16 protein-coding genes are annotated in these 18,407 nt (G+C 28.4%); 7 read left to right on the top strand and 9 right to left on the bottom strand.

All coding sequences use genetic code 11. From position 1 onward, the window contains the following. The first annotated feature begins 27 nt into the window (after positions 1-27). Positions 28-1,014, top strand: coding sequence for a calcium/sodium antiporter (locus QIA21_RS01410; RefSeq protein WP_301392861.1), 987 nt, complete (start codon positions 28-30; stop codon positions 1,012-1,014). 79 nt (positions 1,015-1,093) lie between these two features. Beyond that, positions 1,094-2,842 carry a hypothetical protein gene (locus QIA21_RS01405; protein WP_301392860.1) on the top strand — a complete coding sequence of 583 codons (1,749 nt, stop codon included), beginning with the start codon at positions 1,094-1,096 and terminating at the stop codon, positions 2,840-2,842. Between the two features lie 26 nt (positions 2,843-2,868). On the opposite strand, the gene QIA21_RS01400 is transcribed toward QIA21_RS01405, so the two are convergent. After that, positions 2,869-3,036, bottom strand: coding sequence for a hypothetical protein (locus QIA21_RS01400; protein ID WP_301392859.1), 168 nt, complete (start codon positions 3,034-3,036; stop codon positions 2,869-2,871). A 76-nt stretch (positions 3,037-3,112) separates the two neighbouring features. On the opposite strand from QIA21_RS01400, the gene QIA21_RS01395 reads away from it, so the two are divergent. Further along, positions 3,113-4,714, top strand: a complete 1,602-nt coding sequence (locus QIA21_RS01395) for an RHS repeat domain-containing protein (protein ID WP_301392858.1) — start codon at positions 3,113-3,115, stop codon at positions 4,712-4,714. Here QIA21_RS01395 and alr read toward each other — a convergent pair. The 6 genes from alr to QIA21_RS01365 form a co-directional block, all read right to left on the bottom strand. Next, positions 4,706-5,824 carry an alanine racemase gene (alr, locus tag QIA21_RS01390; protein WP_301392857.1) on the bottom strand — a complete coding sequence of 373 codons (1,119 nt, stop codon included), beginning with the start codon at positions 5,822-5,824 and terminating at the stop codon, positions 4,706-4,708. The two genes, QIA21_RS01395 and alr, sit on opposite strands and share 9 nt — an antisense overlap. Before the next feature lie 46 nt (positions 5,825-5,870). Beyond that, positions 5,871-6,545 (bottom strand): BB0158 famile outer surface lipoprotein, encoded by a 675-nt coding sequence (locus tag QIA21_RS01385; protein WP_301392856.1) that lies wholly within the window; start codon positions 6,543-6,545, stop codon positions 5,871-5,873. 21 nt (positions 6,546-6,566) lie between these two features. Beyond that, positions 6,567-7,355, bottom strand: coding sequence for a S2/P23 family protein (locus tag QIA21_RS01380; RefSeq protein WP_301392855.1), 789 nt, complete (start codon positions 7,353-7,355; stop codon positions 6,567-6,569). Between the two features lie 144 nt (positions 7,356-7,499). Then, positions 7,500-7,916, bottom strand: coding sequence for a hypothetical protein (locus QIA21_RS01375; protein ID WP_200780496.1), 417 nt, complete (start codon positions 7,914-7,916; stop codon positions 7,500-7,502). A 3-nt stretch (positions 7,917-7,919) separates the two neighbouring features. Next, the gene (locus QIA21_RS01370; RefSeq protein ID WP_301392854.1) at positions 7,920-8,348 is read right to left on the bottom strand and encodes a hypothetical protein; all 429 of its coding nucleotides are present in this window, start codon (positions 8,346-8,348) and stop codon (positions 7,920-7,922) included. A gap of 28 nt (positions 8,349-8,376) precedes the next feature. Beyond that, a complete protein-coding gene (locus QIA21_RS01365) occupies positions 8,377-9,513 on the bottom strand; it encodes an LIC_12708 family protein (RefSeq protein ID WP_301392853.1) in 1,137 nt (378 codons plus the stop codon). A 69-nt stretch (positions 9,514-9,582) separates the two neighbouring features. Here QIA21_RS01365 and secA point away from each other — a divergent pair, with 69 nt between their 5' ends. Continuing rightward, a complete protein-coding gene (gene secA / locus QIA21_RS01360) occupies positions 9,583-12,282 on the top strand; it encodes a preprotein translocase subunit SecA (protein WP_301393361.1) in 2,700 nt (899 codons plus the stop codon). A 14-nt stretch (positions 12,283-12,296) separates the two neighbouring features. Beyond that, a complete protein-coding gene (locus tag QIA21_RS01355; RefSeq protein ID WP_091972920.1) occupies positions 12,297-12,908 on the top strand; it encodes a superoxide dismutase in 612 nt (203 codons plus the stop codon). 62 nt (positions 12,909-12,970) lie between these two features. Here QIA21_RS01355 and nagB read toward each other — a convergent pair whose 3' ends face one another. After that, a complete protein-coding gene (gene nagB / locus QIA21_RS01350) occupies positions 12,971-13,777 on the bottom strand; it encodes a glucosamine-6-phosphate deaminase (RefSeq protein WP_091972922.1) in 807 nt (268 codons plus the stop codon). 26 nt (positions 13,778-13,803) lie between these two features. Next, positions 13,804-15,009 (bottom strand): N-acetylglucosamine-6-phosphate deacetylase, encoded by a 1,206-nt coding sequence (gene nagA, locus QIA21_RS01345; RefSeq protein WP_091972924.1) that lies wholly within the window; start codon positions 15,007-15,009, stop codon positions 13,804-13,806. 163 nt (positions 15,010-15,172) lie between these two features. Here nagA and fliD point away from each other — a divergent pair, with 163 nt between their 5' ends. Further along, a complete protein-coding gene (fliD, locus tag QIA21_RS01340; RefSeq protein ID WP_301392852.1) occupies positions 15,173-17,170 on the top strand; it encodes a flagellar filament capping protein FliD in 1,998 nt (665 codons plus the stop codon). Between the two features lie 125 nt (positions 17,171-17,295). After that, positions 17,296-18,306, top strand: a complete 1,011-nt coding sequence (gene flaB, locus QIA21_RS01335; protein WP_091972930.1) for a flagellin FlaB — start codon at positions 17,296-17,298, stop codon at positions 18,304-18,306. Positions 18,307-18,407 lie beyond the last annotated feature (101 nt).

Below are 18,407 nucleotides of genomic sequence, written 5' to 3'. Positions count from 1 at the left end.
TTACTGTTTCTTATAAAGGAGATTCATTTGGAACAGTTAATTCAATTTTTTTATGTAGGAATTGGTATTTTTTTATTGTATCTTGGTGGTGATTTACTTTTAAAAAGTTCGGTTAGCATTGCTACTTATTTAAAAGTTCCAACACTTTTAATAGGGGTTACAATAGTATCTTTTTCAACAAGTGCTCCAGAGCTTTTTACAAGTTTGGTGGCGGCTTTTAAGGGTAAAAACGAAATTGTTGTTTCTAATGTTATTGGAAGCAATATTATCAATATGTTGCTTGCCCTGCCTTTAGCAGGATTATTTTTAAGGATTAAGGCAGATTTTAAAAGACTTAAGCTTTCTTTTATGTTTCTATTTTTATTAATGTTTCTTCTTTTGTTGCTTTCATTTGATTTGAGAACTTACTCTTTTTTTGTAATGCCTTATAATCGTTTAAGCTCATTGAGTATCTTGATTTTGTTTTTGTCCTATCTTTTCTTCTTTTATAAAGAAGAAAAATCGCATTTCAGTTTGGAAAATTCTTTTCAAGAAGGAGTAAGCAATATAAATCCGAGTTTAAATTTTGTGTTTTTTAATGCGTTAAGCTTTTTTGTTAGTATGTATTTCCTTTATTTAGGATCGAAATTATTGGTGGATGGGGCTCTTTATATTGCCAATAATGTTTTTAATGTTAGTGAAAAGTTGATTGGAATTATAGTTGTAGCTTTTGGGACAAGTGTGCCAGAGCTTGTTGTATCTCTTTTTGCAATAATTAAAAAAGAGTCAGACATTGCATTTGGGAATATTATTGGTAGCAATATTTTTAATATCGGTTTTATTTTAGCTAGTAGTAGTTTTTTTAGACCTATCTTGTTGAAAGATATTTATATTTTAGATTTTAGTATAATGGTATTTATAACTTTAGTTTTATTCTTAGTGGTGAAATTTAAGGGGATTTTCAGCAGAGGCATTTCTTTAATTTTTTTGCTTTTATATATTTTGTATAATTTAATGTTATTTAACCTTTATTGATTATATGATCTAAATTTTAGCTTGTTAATTATTTTTAATGTAATATGGTTTATTATTTTAATGTAATATAAGGAGCAGTATGAAAAAATTACCAGAAATTTTTTATATGATTAGCAAAGAAGTAGATATTTTGATTTCTCAACTAGGAATATCTTCTGATACCCAAAAATCAATTTTGAAAACTATTCTGTCTTATAAAAAGGGCGCTATAGATTATTCTTCTTTTATAGAAGAGTATTCTGTAAAAATACGAGGTCTAAAAGGAGAACTTGATTTTTTATTTCGCAAACTTTATGAAGTTAAAAGAGGAATAATTACTAATAAAATAGCAAAGAATGGAGAAATTTTACCAGATAGCATAATTTTGACTGATGAGGCCAGTTATGATTTTTATTATTATTCTATTGACGATTTATTTTTGAAAACTTATATAGGAATAGAGCTTTTTAGTTCTTTGCTTACTGTTAAAAATATAGAATCTAGTTTGTTGGTTTTTCAGAATGAATTTATAACTATTACAGATTCAGATATTAATTACAAATTTTTTGAAACAAAATCCCAACTGAAAGAAATATTGGTTTGGAAATCATTGATAATTCCATCAAACAGGGCTTTGTATTTTATTGAGTTTGTTAAAAAAATATTTTTCGATATTGCTTCTAATAATGTTGTAAAAGATGTTTTCGTTAGAGTAAAAGGATTAAAGCTTGGTGATTATGAGAGAGCTTTAGAAGAGGGTAAGAATATTATTGGTGCTATTTCCAAGATTATCTCTGGCATGATTGAAATTAAGGATGAAGTTCTTGGCAAAAAAGGAATCACTTTCTCAAAAAATCATTTTGTTTTTTTGGATTTTCTTAATCTTTTTATTAAAAATGAAAAAGACTTAGAAGAGCTTAAGGCTCTAGAAGCTATTAAAATTGATGAAGCTTTGAAAGCAATTGAGAAGACTTTGGAGTTTAAAAAAGGTTTAATTGATGCGAAAGAGTTTTCTAGTATTCTAAGAGTTTATTCTGAAGGTTTGAATGACCCTGAAAATTTTTTATTAGTTGCTAATATGTACTTTTTTGAATCCAAAATTCATGATATTTTGCCAAAAATATTTCAAGTAAAAGAAAACTTTCATTTGTACAAACCTTTTGCATATGAGTTTTTTCTAGAAGAATATGAGAAGGTTTTGCAATTTCTTAATAGTGAATTGAGAGCTAGTATATTTAAAATTCTTAGTTTCGGAGATGATCCTTCTTCTATTTTTACAGAGGAAGGCTTAGAAGAAATTATTAGCAGATTAGTATCTAGATATATTATGAATGAGTATTGTTTGAAAAATAAAGTCAAATTTCTTGACCTTATTGTTTCTCATTACAGAAGAATTTATAAAACACAAAGTGTCCAAGTCCATCTTAAAGATTTGATTAAAGTTGAGGCAGCTAAATATTTTAAGAATAGTAATGAATTACTGCCTTTATATAAAATATATAAACTTGATTTGTATTCGCTTTTGAATGCTGCTTATAAGGATTTAAGCCTTCTTAAAAGAATTGTTTTGTTTTTGACAGGCAAGCATCAAAGTTATAAAGAAGCTTTGTCTAGATTGGATTTTAGGGTTGGTTTGAATAAAAGTGGCAGTGGTCTTTTTGATTCAAATGAAAGAGTTAAAAGACAATTGGAAAAAATTAGAAGACAAAGAGAGGAAATAAAAGAGCAAGTTAGAAATTCTTTTCCTAAAAAAGGTGCAACGATTAAACAAGCAGTAAATAAGAACTATACAAAACAAGAACAAGATGAAGCATGGGGCAAATTTAGTGATAGGATACAAAAAAAATAGCATTTATAAGTAAGTGGATTTATTTGTTAAAATAAATCCCTTGGCTTTCTTGCTATATTTTTTGAAGTTTGACATTCTGCATAATGCTTTATTTTTCCATTTTCAAATTTTGATTTCATTAAAATTTTTCCTCCCCATCGACTTATTAATTCTTTCGAACCTCCTCTTTGAGCGTTTTTAGAAATCTTTGCCATTTTAAAGCTCCTTTTTGATAGATTTATTGTATAATAAATCTATCAAAATAAGGTTGATTTATCAAGGAATTTATTCATGTTATTTATCATATTTTTTATGAGCACTTTTCTTTTTTCAAAAGAAGTTTACTATAGATTTGCGGATTATTCTGTCAATTACAATATAGTAGGTAAATATAAGATTACAAAAGAAGAGTCTGAGGAAGGGTATGGATATAAATTCACTTATGATCGCAATAATAATCTTATTTTCGTTGATTATATTGGCAAGCTTAGTATTTTAATACCTTCTTTTTTTAATGCAAATCAAATTAAAATAGAAAGATCCAAACACAGTGAAAGGCGCATATTTCTAAATAGGGGACTTGCTTTTAAAAATAATAATGGTGTTTACATTGAACATATAGAGTATATGAGTGATGGCAGGATTAAGAATATCTTTAATTATAATAGATCTAATGAAATGGTTAGAGATAGATATAATGTTTCTTATTATCATTTTTTATACGATAATGAGAGAGTGTTTAGTGTTTACAGATTTAATGAATCAGGGATTCAGATTAAAGATTTAAATAACGTGTATTTTACAAAGGTTAGTTATGATCATTCCAAATTTGTTAAAACGGTTTTGTATTACGATGAGAATGGTTATATTGTGAGATCAAAAAATGGTACTTGTGGGTTTAGATTAACTTATGATGCTAATCATAATCTTATTAAAGAGGAATATCTTGATAAATCAGCTTACATTGTTTCAAATCCATTTTCTGTAGCTACTAAAATATATCATTATGATATTGATGGAAAAGTTATTGAGGTTTTAAATTACGATATTAATAATAACTTAACTCCTGATGAAAATAATGTAGCAATTTATCGTTATGACTATTATTTTAAAGATAAGGATTGTTATTACAAAGAATATAATTATGACAATAACAATAATTTAACAATTAGTCAAAATGGTTATGCCATGAAGAAAACTATTTTTTATATCCAAAATAATGAAAAAAGAATAATAAACTATAGTAATAAAATTAATAAAAACTATAATAGAGATATTCCAACTGTTTATGAGGAAAAGTATGAAATAATGGATAATTTTAAAGGCATTGCTATTTATAGTTATAAATATGACGACAAGTTTTATTTAATAGAAAATATTTTTTTTGATAAAAATTTTAATTTAATAGCTGATGCTAAAGGTGTGATGATTTACAGATACTCTTACGATAAAGAAGGATTTTTGATTGCTCAGGAACATTTTGGTGGGGATTTTGTTAATCCAATAGATGATTTTGAAGGAGTTTCAAAGTATAAATTTAGTTACGATTCTAATGGCAATATGATTTCAAAGAAAAATTATTCTAAGGATGGAGTTTTGGTTGCTGATTGTAATTTTGTTTTTGAATATTTATATGAATATGATAAGCAAAATAGACTTATTTCTCAAAAAAATTTTGGCAGCTTGGGACAATTGCAAGACGATATTCATGGGGTTAGTGTTTATAAATACGAATATAATAAGTTTGGGAAAATATCAAAACAATCAAATCATGGTCCAGATTTGAGATTAAGAGATGATGTTGGGGGATTTTCAATTTATAAATGGATTTATGATGCTAGAGGTAATTTAATAGATTTCCAAAAATTTGATTCTTTGGGCAATTTAATCTAAGTATTTTCTGTTTTCATATTTTCCTATATTACATAATAATTCATAATGACTTCTTTTGGAAAATTTACTCATTTCATCTATGCTTAATTTTTCTGATACAATTTCTACTTTTGAACCTGTTTTAACTTTTAGGTTTTTAGGGATTTCTACTATTGTTAGATTCATGCAAACTTTTCCCCTTATTTTACATTTTTTATTGTTTATTAAAAAATAAAAATTATTATTTATGTTTTGAGGTATTCCATCAAAATATCCGATTGGGATAATTCCTATTTTCATATCCTCTTTAGCTTGAAATAAACCTGAATATGAAATTTTCTCACCCTTTTTTACATTTTTGATAAACATTATTTTTGAAAATAAATTTAATACAGGTTTAAAGTTTAGTGTAGTTTTTTTGTTTTTTAGTGATGGATAATAACCGTAAAGAATAAGACCCGGTCTTACCATATTAAATTGTGGATTTATTTTGTAATTGATAATGTGTCCCGAATTAGAAATATGAACAAATTTTGGATTTATATTTTTTTGTTTAATCGTTTCTAGAAAAAATAAGAATTGCTTTATTTGTTTTTGTGTGGTTTTAAAATTTTCTGTTGCTGGAAGATGTGAGCAGACCCCCTCTAGTTCTAGAAATTTTGAATTTTGAATATAAGTGGCTATTTCAAAGGCGCTATCTATTTCTATTCCATATCTATTCATGCCAATATCAATTTTTAAGTGAACTTTTATTTTCTTTTTTTGCAATGCGCATTCTTTTTCTATTAAAGATAGATATTCAAAATCAGCAACAAATGGTAATAACTCAAGTTTAATCAAATTTTTAATTTCTTTTTTATCTACTTTAGTGTACATTAATATTTTTATAGTTTTATCAATTTTTTTAAGTGTCTTAGCATCTTCAATATTGGAAAGTCCGAAATAATTTATCTTTTTTGTTTTTAGAAATTTAAATATATTTATAAGTCCGTGACCGTATGCATCAGCTTTTAAGGTAGCCACTATTTCTTTTTCACCAATTTTATTTTTAATTAAATTTAAGTTATGCTCTAAATTATTTAAATTTATTATTATTGTTTTATTACTGCTCATTGTTTTATTATTATACATTTAACGATCTTAGAGAAGTAAAATCTTTTTTCTATTTATTTTTGGTTTATTCTATAACGGGTATTGGAAATTTTTTTAATTTGTTGCTTTTAAAATGTAATCTCAAATTTTTTTGGAAATCGTTATATATTTGGGGGTTAATTCTAATTTCATATTTTTTAGCTTCTTTATTTATATTATTTTCTACTGTTATTGCTGCCAAGATGTAATACCAGTTGTTGTCCTTGTAATATTCTGCAATCGTTTTTGAGAGAGATTCAGTTCGTAGTGTGCCAAAAGAATAAGCATCTTTTGCGAGCTCTTTTTTTGATTGCTGCTTTCCACTGGCAAGACTGCTTAGATGATCGATAAAATTGCCTTTATCTGGACTTAAGAATTCTAATTTTGTGATTTTGTATTTCTCAGAAGCTTCGTTTGATAGGTCAAACGAAATAATGGCAGAAAATCCAATTTTTGAAAATGCATTTATAAATGTATAGCTAATTCCAACAAGTTCTTTTATCGGGTCTCCATTCAGATCTACTAATTCTATGTAAGGTTGGCTAATTGCAATATCAACAGGTACTAGTAAAAAACTTTGTTTTAGTTTTTTAATTCCTGTTTTTATATTTTCCTTTACAATATAATTGTTATTTTCGAAGATATTAATTTCGTTTTCAGAAAAAACATTTTTAGCTAGAGAAAGAATTACTGCAATTAAAATAAATTTTTTAAGGTTCATAAAATATTTCCTTTTTTTATTTTATATATCTTCAAATAGATCCCCATTAGTATCTTTTAAGATAGAATTTTCCTTTATTACTTCTTTTAAAAAGTCGATAATTAATTTTGAATTAAGGGAAATTTTATAAGTTTTAGTTTTTTGAGTAAGTTTGTTTTTGACGGTTAAATTTGCAAGCATATAATTCCAATGACCATTTTGATATGTTAATTTAAAAGCATTTTTAAGTTCATCGCTCATCAATATTCCAAATGGGTATGCAGTAACATATCCTTCTTCTTGTGAATTTTCAACAACTAGAAGAGGATCTTTAAGCTCTAGGTTGGAACCGGCTGTTATAAATTTAATGTTTTCAATTTCATATTCTTTATCTCCATTTTTAGTTGTTTCAAAAAGTATTAATAGCGATGTGAAACTACTATACTTATCGTCCATTTTTATAGGAGATAGTATATAAGAATATCCAAATTTGTTTTTAAATTCTGATATTGCTTGTCCATATTCATCTAAGATTGTCATTGCTTTTGTTTTTATCCAAGTTACGTCATGATTGCTATTTATGATTGGCAATTTTTTATTCAAAATTTTGCCCAATAGTAAATGTAATTTTTCATCGCTTGTTGGTTTTCCAATATCACTATCACTGTCTTGCTGCAAAGGTTGTGGTTTTTCAGATGATTTTTCATTGCTTATTGGCTTTCCAACATCACTGTCTTGTTGTACAGATTGTGGTTTTTTAAAAAAAGCGCAACTTAATATTAACATAAGCATCGTTATTAACTTCAAGCGTTTACATGTTTTAAATATCATAATATCTTCTTCCTTTATACCGTTTGTAATTTTTATTGAGCGGTAATTAAAATTACAATAAGTTATAATACAGAATACTCATGTCAAAGTCAAGTTGCTTTTTTTATCTTTATTCTTTAAAAGTTGTATTTTTGATTTTTAATCCTATAATAAAGGTATTTCTGCTGCTAAAAAATGAATTATTCCTATAATGATTGATATAATGCCAATTATCTGCTGATTATTCTCAAGTATTGATTGAAATTTTCCATATTTTTCATTATTTTGAACTTCTGTTGGTAATTTTTGTTTTAAAAACAAAATAAATCCAATTAAAAATAAACTTACAGCCGGAATCAAGTTTCCAATTATTGGCAATTTGTAGGGCCTAATTATTTCAAGGGTACTAGTTATTAAAAATAATAATCCAAAAATGCTTTTTACCTTTTTGTTATCGTTTATTAAATTTACAAAATCTTCAAAAATTTTTAAAAATTTTATTTTTTCTATTAATATTGGGAATGCAAGTATTATTCCTCCTAAGATGTTAAGCGAAACAGACATAAAGTATATTTGCATCATATTTTATCCTCTAGATTTTATTCTTTTGCTATAAAAAACATTATTATTGCCATTACTTTTTAATATTATACTTAATAAACTTTCATTTTGATAGATTATCTTAGCATATGTTGTAAAGTTTTTACTGCTTATATAAATCATATTGCTTTCAATTAATCTATTGTCCAGATAAATATCTAGTTTGGCTTTTCCTAGGTTAGAGATTTTTTTTGTTTTTATGTTTATTTTTATCGATAATCCGCTTTTCTCTTGTTTGTAGTTTACTATCATTTTAATATTGTTTTTATTATTTTCGTGATTTTGAATTTTGGGAATTAGTAAAATTTTAAAAAATAAGAGAATTAAAACAAAGACTATTCCAACAATGATATGTTTTTTTAATTTTTTTTGATATTCAATTTCTAGTTGTTGATTACAATTAATCTTTTTCATTAGATTAGCATATCTAACCTTTTTATAATCATAATTTTAATAACGTATTTAAATTCCACCAGTAAACACTAACACCATTTTTTCCGCCATAAAGTATGCTAAGTATCCCATCTTTAGACAAGCTTTCAGAGAGAAATGTTAAATTTGGAGGTTCAATTAAAGCTATTTGCTCTTTAATCAAGCCTTTGTTGTCTAATTTCCATATTAAATTGTTAGATAAATTTTTCATATTAGTAGATGCTATTATTTTATCTTTTTGTATTTTTATAACATTAATAAAGCTTTCTTGTTTATCATCTAGTAAGTTTTTAGGAAGAGCGATTTTATTTATTAATTCAAATTCTTTGTTATTCTTTAAACTCATTTTATAGATATATTGATCTTTAATTTTAATTCCAAGATCGTTTATGTTTTCATTATCATCAATGTTTTCATAGTAAGTAATTTTTACATAAAGAGTTTTTTTATTAACTTCAAAAAAAACCTTGTCTATTGAAATATTGTATTTTTTCTTTTGAGTGTCTATTGTTTTTAGTAGGTTTTTATTGACGTAAATTTTATAAAGTGGAGAAAATTCTTTGTTATAAGAATATATTATATAGCCTTCGCTATATATTGATATTATTGCAATATTTCCATTTTCGTCAACGTTAACATCGTAAATTTGTGGAAATGGAGTACTGTTTAAACCTTCTTGGCCCAAAATTTCTACAGTTGAGTTTTTGTTTAATATTAGTATCCTCATAAAGTATGCAATATTTTCTTTTTGATTAAATTTTGATTTTTTGTTAGTTAGTTTGTCTGCAACAATAATAAAATCTTTTAAAGGATATATTGCTTGAATTCCTTCAAAATCTATTTTTTTTATTTTTAAATCGGGATTTGTTTTAAATATTCCATTTTGATAAGTTTGTATTAGTTTTCCGTACGAGTTAAAAATCATTAATTTATTTGTTTTTATTTCTGCAATGTACACTAACCCATTATATGTTTTGATATCAAATTTTGAATTTGTAAATTTGTTATCCAGGGGCATTATTGCACCAGGAAGTGTTCCGAATGGTATTTTAAATTGTTCTTCTCCTAGTTCGTTTAAAGTTTTAGTATTGCATGATATAATTGCAAGAAGTAAACTTAATATAAAAGTTTTACAGTAATTTTTCATATTTTTTATATTATCATTTAAAATGAAAAATGACTTTAAGTCAATTATTTAGGAGAATTAATGCCTAACATGTTAAAAGCAGTACTTGAGACAACCATTGGCTCAAAAAGTAAAAGAGATTTAAAAGATTATCTTCCAACTTTAAGAAATATTAATAAGCTTGAGCGTTGGGCATTGTTGTTAGCAGATGAAGATTTTTCAAAAGAGACGGAAAAACTTAAAGATGAATTAAAATCGGATAATTCTTTAGAGAATATTTTAGAGCGAGCTTTTACTCTGTCTAGAGAAGCTGCTAGAAGACGTCTTAAAGAAAGGCCTTATGATGTGCAAATCATCGCAGGGCTTGCTCTTCACAAAGGTAAAATAATAGAGATGAAAACAGGAGAAGGAAAAACTCTCTCTTCAGTTCAAGCAGCTTACCTGAATAGTTTAAGAGGAGATGGGGTTATTATTGTTACTGTTAATGACTATCTTGCAGAGCGTGATTCTAATTGGATGAAGCCGGTTTTTGATCTTTTAGGTGTTAGTGTTGGGGTTGTTCTGTCTAATATGGATTATGATCTAAGAAAAGCTCAATATGCCAAAGATATTACTTATGTTACAAATAATGAGCTTGGCTTTGATTACTTAAGAGATAATATGCGTTATGACTTGAATGAAAAATCTTTAAGAAAGTTTAATTATTGTATTATTGACGAGATTGATTCTATTTTAATTGATGAGGCAAGGACTCCCTTGATTATTTCAGGGCCTACTGAGGGCAACACCAATGCTTATCTTGAGGTTAATTCTCTTGTGTCGTTTTTAAAAGAGTGTGCCAAAGATCCCAAAACAGGTGATTATCCTTTAGAAATAGACGATCTTGATGGTGATTATACTATTGATGAGAAAGCTAAAAGAATTTCTTTTACCGCTAAAGGACTTAATAATCTTGAACAGCTTTTAGTTTCTAAAGGCATTATTAGTGGGTCTATGTATACCGATTCAAATTTTAATTATGTTCATTATATGACTCAAGCTTTGAAAGCCCATTTGCTTTTTTTAAAAGATAGAGAATATATCGTTGGTGATTCTGGGGTTGAGATTGTAGACGAATTTACTGGTCGAGTTTTAACAGGGCGAAGATATTCTGATGGACTTCATCAAGCTATTGAGGCTAAAGAGGGAGTTAGAGTTGCTAATGAAAATAAGACCATGGCAACTATTACTTTTCAAAATTTATTTAGAATGTTTGATAAAATTTCTGGTATGACAGGTACAGCCGATACAGAAGCTAAGGAATTTCATAAAATATATAATCTTGATGTAGTTGTAGTTCCAACAAATAGATTGTTAGCACGAATAGATGAGGATGATACCATTTATTATACGGAAGAATTTAAGTTTAATGCGATTACAGATGAAGTTTATAAAACTTACAAGAAGGGGCAACCGGTTTTAGTGGGAACTGTTTCTATTGAAAAATCTGAAATTTTATCAGCTATGTTTAAAAATAGAGGGATTAAGCATGAAGTTCTTAATGCAAAAAATCATTCTCGAGAAGCATTTATTATTGCTGAAGCTGGGGCAAAACATGCGGTTACAATAGCAACAAATATGGCTGGTCGTGGTACGGATATTAAACTTGGAGGTAATATTGAACACAGGGTTAGAAAAAAAATTGGGACCAATGTAAGTCTTGAAGAATTTCAAGAAGCTGTTAAGAATGAAAGGGAAAATTACCTAAAAGACTATAATGAGGTTAAAAGTCTTGGAGGTCTTTATGTTATTGGTAGTGAACGCCACGAATCAAGACGAATAGATAATCAGCTTCGTGGGCGTAGCGGAAGACAAGGTGATCCTGGTCGTTCAAGATTTTATGTGTCGCTTGAAGACGATTTAATGCGTCTTTTTGCTGGAGACAATTTAAGGTCATTAATGGGTAGGCTTGGAATGGCAACGGGGGAGCCTATTACACATTCTCTTTTGACTAAATCTTTGATTAATGCCCAAAAAAGAGTAGAGGACAGAAATTTTGAAATTAGAAAACATTTGTTAGAGTATGATGATGTTATTACAAAACAGAGAGATTTTATTTACGCTCAGAGAAATTCTATTCTTGAAGATACAGCTATTAAGGACCGTATTCTTATTGCCTTAGAAGAATATCTTAGTTTTTTGCTTGAGGGAACAAAAAGTAGTGTAGTTTCAAATGTTTTTTTAAATGAAATAAATTTAATTTTTGCCTATATGCTCGAGAGTCTTGGTTCTATTGAAAATATCAATTCTATTGATTTAAAGGCTAAGCTAATGCAAATAGCAAAGGCAAATTTAGATGAGAAAGAAAGTTTGATTGGTAAGGAACTTTTTAATGGATTTTTAAGATATGAATATTTGAAAAATATTGATTTTAAATTTCAAGAGCATCTTGCAAATTTGGACTCTTTAAGGGAGGCTGTATATTTAAGATCTTATGCTAATAAAAATCCAATTACAGAATACAAAGAAGAAGGGTTTTTAATATTTAGTGAACTTATTAAAGATATTAAAGTTTCTACCATAAGACGTGTTTTGCAGCTAAAATTGGATAACCATTCTTCCGATTTTAAGTCAGTAAAGAAGTCTAAGAATGTTAATTCAATTCATAAAGAACTTTCAGGAATTGTTATTAATGAAAATAAAAGCGTTTCTAATGTTCAAGTGATTAGAAGTTCTCCTAAAATAGGTAGAAATGAGCCTTGTTATTGTGGAAGTGGGAAGAAATATAAAAATTGTCACGGTAAAAGTTAGAACAGGAGGTTTTTATGTTTAAACTACCAGAACTTGGTTATGATTATGATGCTGTTGAGCCTTATATTGATGCTAAAACTATGGAAATTCATCATAGCAAGCATCATAATGGTTTTGTAATGAATTTGAATTCTATTTTTGAAAAAATGGGAAAAAGTCATTTAAAAGACGTGTCAAACATATTGAAAAATATTCATGATTTTCCAGATGAATTTCAAACTTTAATAAGAAATAATGCTGGGGGCTATTCGAACCATACTCTATATTTTAGAACTTTAAAACCAGGCAACAAGAGTAATCTTTTGGAAAAGTTTGAAAATGATGTTAATATAACCTTTGGAAGCTTGGATGCTCTTAAGTCTATCTTGAAGGATACTGCAATGAAAATTTTCGGAAGTGGTTGGGCATGGTTAGTGTTGTGTCCTGATAGCGGTCTTAAAGCGATTTCAATGCCTAATCAGGATAGTCCTTTAATGAAGTCTTATAAACCGATTTTAGGTATTGATGTTTGGGAGCACGCCTATTATCTTAAATATCAAAATAGAAGAATTGAATATGTTGATGCATTTTTAAAGGCTTTAAATTGGGAAGAAGTTTCAAAAATTTACACCGAAGTTAACAATTAGTTTTTATTTTATAAAGATTTTTAATTTTAGAGTTAGAATAAAATTCTGACTCTTTGAGCAATTTATTTTAAATCATTATTAAAGTTTTCCTTTTCTATGTCATTAAAGTATTCTACTGTTCCAACTTTTAATTCATAAGTTGCATCTTTGTCAGATACTATGATTGCATTTTTATGTAATTGAAGTGCGCTAATTGTCCACATATGATTAACCCCTTTTTCAATAGCATGCTTTAATGCTCTTGCTTTGTTATGTCCGTTTACTATTATTAAAATTTCTTGTGAATCCATAATTGTTCCAATTCCAACAGTTAGAGCGCTTTTGGGAACTTTGTTCACATTACCTTCAAAAAATCTTGAATTAGCAATGATTGTATCTTGAGTTAAAGTTTTAATTCTTGTTCTTGATGTTAAAGAGGAACCCGGTTCGTTAAAAGCAATGTGCCCATCAGGCCCGATTCCACCTACAAAAAGCATGATACCTCCAAAAGATTTGATTTTTTTTTCATATTCTTCACATTCTTTTTTGAGATTTAAAGCATTTCCATTTAGTATATTTATGTTTTCTTTTTTAATATCAATGTGAGAAAAAAAATTTTTCCACATAAATGAATGGTAACTTTCAGGATGATTTTTTTCAATTCCTATATATTCATCCATGTTAAAAGTTATGACATTTTGAAATGAAATTTTTTCACTTTTATTCAATTCAATTAAACTTTTGTACATTCCGATTGGGGAGCTTCCTGTTGGAAGCCCAAGAACAAATGGCTTTGTTTTTGTTGGAGAAAATTCTTTAATTTTTTGTGCTACATGATTAGCAGCCCACTTTGATATTTCTTTATATGTGGGTCTGATTATTAATCTCATTGCGATCTCCTTAAAATGGGTTAAAATTAGAGATTATTAAAAATTATTCTAGATTCTATCATTGTTAACTTTAAATTAAAATCTTTATCTAAGACATTTATGTTTGCATCATATCCATGACATATTAACCCCTTTTTCTCAATGTTTAGGATTCTTGTTGGGTTGTAGGAACTTGCTTGAACAGCATCACTCAAGCTGTAGCCAAATTCTACTAAATTTTTAAGACCTTGTATCATTGTAAGTGCTGATCCAGCTATTGTGTTGCTTTTCACGCTGTGGAATAATCCATCTTCTGCAATATAAACCTCATCTCCGTTTGCAATTAGTTTTCCGGAAGTTTGAAAATTTGGAGTAAGTCCGTCAGTTACAAGAACTATTTTACTTATATCTTTAAGTTTTCTAAGCATTAAAACTAATTTTGGGTGTATGTGATGACCATCTGCAATAATTTCACAAGAAACATCTCCGTGTATTAGTACTGCTCCTATTGCATTTGGATTTCTGTGGTCAAGTTTTGACATTGCGTTGAAAAAATGGGTTGTGTGGAGTATTCCAACTTGAAATCCTTCGATCATATTTTCGTATTTTGCGTTTGTGTGTCCCGCTTGAAGGTTTATATTGTTTTCAAGGCAAAATATTGCAAGCTCTCTCATGCCTTTAAGCTCGGGAGCAACAGTCATCGTGCTTATGTGTGTTTTTTTTCTTCCGTTTGAACCTGTAAATACTCCACCAGCTGCATCTATTAGTTTTTGCATAACTTTAATGCTAGGTTCGTGAAGATAAGAAACAGGATGTGCTCCTCTTTTTTCCGGGGAAAAAAATGGCCCTTCAAGGTGAAGTCCTAGAATTTTAGCTCCCTTTTCTTTGCCAATTGCTGCTGTGCAAGCTTTTATTGTTTGAACCATTTCGTCTATGGGTCTTGGATAAAGAGTTGGTAAAAATCCTACTACGCCGTATTGTGCTAAATGTTCTGACATTTTAAGTATTGACTCTGTTGAACACTTGTCTGTTCCATGACCGTGAAATCCATGAATATGATTGTCGTAAAGTCCAGGAGTTATATAATTGCCTTTTGTATCAATCATTTGGTATTCTTCAAGATCCATTTTTTTAAGTCTATCAGATGTTACAATATCAAAGATTTTATTATCTTTAATCAGGACTGCTGAATTATCCAGTTTGTCAATTCCAGTTAAAACAGATTTTGAATTGAATAAGCAAAAATTTGGCATTTTCATGCTCCTTTTAATTTATTTTACTATAAACATTAGTCTTTTTTAATGTTTATTTTTTTATTTTAAAGTGTTTAGATAGTTAAAAATTTATGTTTTTTAAATTTATTATATTTTATTTTAAATTTTATTAATGATATAATATCCCGTAAAGGACATTATTATGGCATCAGGATTTTTTGTTCCAGGGCTTGAGAGTAAATATAATACTAAAGAAATTCGTGAATCCATGCTTAAACCCGATAAAGCTAAAATTGATTCTTCTTTTAAGAAACTTGAATCTTTAGAGCAAGAAAAAAGTGCTTGGCAGTTAATCAATAGGAAAATTTCTATTTTAAATTCTCTTGCAAAAGAGATTACTTCACTTAACAGCCCTTTTAATCTAATGTCAGGGAATTCTAGTAATAGCGAAATTTTAACCTTATCCACTCGATATGGAGCCAAGAATGAGATTCACAGATTGATTATTGATCAAATAGCATCAGCTGATGTGTTTTTGTCTTCAAATTTTGATCCTAAAAAAGTTACAATTCCGGAAGGAGATTATATATTTTTAGTTGGCAAGAAAGAAATTGATGTAAAAAGTAATGGTAATATTGATTTGCTTGTTAAGGATATTAATAACAAGGGAAAGGGTTTTTTATCTGCAAAAATAGTGAAAAGTGATAAAAATGGGAATAGTCGTTTTATTTTGCAATCCTTAAAGGAAGGTAAAGAAAATAAACTTGTTATCAAAGGAGAAGGATTGTCTTTTGCCAAGCAAATTGGCATTTTAAGTGAACTGAAAACCAATTTTAATCCTGACCTTTCAGAAATTGTTGTAAATCAATTTAGTAGTAACAATAGACTTGCTTTTGAAAACAATAGCCTTGTTTTAAATCCGCTTTCAGAAGTGTCGATTGAAATTCCTGAAGATATTGAAATTACATCTAGGAGTAAAATTAAATTTGAAGTTAAGTATTTTGATACAGGTTTAGAAGAGTCTGATAGTAAGATTATTTTTAATCCCGGAGGGGCTACATTTAAGGATGCAAAAGTTGACAGTGAAGATAGTGTAGTTGACCTTGGATCTGATTTAAAAACTTCTTTGGAAAAAAAATATATTCAAATGAATATGTTTAAAATATCTAGCAAGGAAGGTTCTTTGGAGCTTCCTCCAGTAAATATTTCAAATAACTTTGAAGAAGTTGAAATTGATATTGGAGCTTTTTCTAATTTAGAAGAAATAAATATTGAAAATAAAGCAAATAATAAGGTAGTTGTGATTAGCAATGTCGAAGTTTTTGATCCAAAAAATAGAGACGGTTATTTGCCAATAAATGCCAAAAGTTTTGCTGAGAATGCAAAAATTAAATTTGATGGAGTAGATGTTGAGAGAGATTCAAATGTTATTAATGATTTAGTTCCAAATGTGACATTAAGTTTAAAAAAAGCTTCAAGTGATACGGTTGAGGCTAAAATTGAACCCGATTACGAAGGGATTAAGAGAGTTCTTTTGGATTTTATTGGTGCTTATAATGAGGTTCTTGCTGAGATTAATATTGTAAGCTCCAATGAAGATCAACTTGGTAATCAAAAGTCTAATATAGTTGAAGAGTTGACTTATCTTACTGAATCTCAAAAAGAAGAGGCTTATAAAAATTTAGGTATTCTAAGGTCTGAATTTTTGTTAAAAAATCTTAAGTCCAGATTAGAATCAATAATTTTTAAGCCTTATGTTACTAGTGATCCTAGTTTTTCAATAATTAATCAGATGGGCGTGTTTACTAACTCCATTTCTTCTTCTGGTGGGCTTTCTAGATATTTAAGACTTGATGAGAAAAAGTTTGATGAATCAATTCGCAATAACATTGATAATGTTAGAGAACTTTTTTTATTTGATCTTAATGGTGACAGAGTATATGATAATGGGATTGCTAAAATGCTAGGGGATTGTTTGTCGCCTCTTGTGACTTCTGGAGGAGTTATTTATAATAAAATAAAAAATTACGACTTGAAAATTGTTAATCAAAAAAATAAAGTTGAAGATTATAAAAAGAAGTACGATGATAGAGAAAGAAAAGTAGAAGGCGAGCTTAATACCTTGGATTTTACCGTTAAGCGCATGAAAGATCAAGAAAATACATTAAAGGCTTTTGATTTTAATCAAAGAAATAGATAATAGTAATTATTTTAATGCTATTGTTATGCGAGTTTCTTTTTTTTAATTTTTTGTGCTATTCTTTTTAAAAGGCAAAAGGATTTGCCAAAAATAAATAATTAAATTTTATCATGGAGGAATGATATATGATTATAAATCATAATACATCAGCTATTAATGCTTCAAGAAATAATGGCATTAATGCTGCTAATCTTAGTAAAACTCAAGAGAAGCTTTCTAGTGGGTACAGAATCAATCGAGCTTCTGATGATGCTGCTGGGATGGCAGTTTCTGGCAAAATTAATGCTCAAATAAGAGGCTTGTCCCAAGCTTCTAGAAATACCTCAAAAGCTATCAATTTTATTCAGACAACAGAGGGAAATTTGAATGAAGTAGAAAAAGTTTTAGTAAGAATGAAAGAATTAGCAGTTCAATCAGGTAACGGCACATATTCAGACTCAGACAGAGGTTCTATACAAATTGAAATAGAACAGCTTACAGACGAAATTAATAGAATTGCTGATCAAGCCCAATATAACCAAATGCACATGTTGTCAAACAAATCTGCTTCCCAAAATGTAAAAACAGCTGAAGAACTCGGAATGCAACCCGCAAAAATTAACACTCCAGCGTCACTTTCAGGATCCCAAGCTTCTTGGACTTTAAGAGTTCATGTGGGAGCAAATCAAGATGAAGCGATTGCTGTAAATATTTATGCAGCTAATGTTGCAAATTTATTTTCTGGTGAGGGAGCTCAAACTGCTCAGGCTGCGCCTGTTCAAGAAGGCATTCAACAGGAAGGAGCTCAACAGCCAGCACCTGCTACAGCACCTTCTCAAGGTGGAGTTAATTCTCCTGTTAATGTTACAACTACAGTTGATGCTAATACATCGCTTGCTAAAATAGAAAATGCTATTAGAATGGTAAGTGATCAAAGAGCAAATTTAGGTGCTTTCCAAAATAGACTTGAATCTATAAAGAATAGTACTGAGTATGCCATTGAAAATCTAAAAGCATCTTATGCTCAAATAAAAGATGCTACAATGACAGATGAGGTTGTAGCTGCTACAACTAATAGCATTTTAACACAATCTGCAATGGCAATGATTGCACAGGCTAATCAAGTTCCTCAATATGTTTTGTCATTGCTTAGGTAAAATTTTAATTTAATTAGTACAAATTATTAACAAAAGATCCTTTAAAGGATCTTTTGTTTTTTTATTTCGGATCGGTAAAAAATTTAATAATTTTAGTATAA

It is taken from the genome of Borreliella japonica (assembly GCF_030438115.2).
GTDB lineage: Bacteria > Spirochaetota > Spirochaetia > Borreliales > Borreliaceae > Borreliella > Borreliella japonica.
Note: the sequence above shows the minus strand (reverse complement) of the source record. Positions and strands in the feature narration are given on the sequence as shown.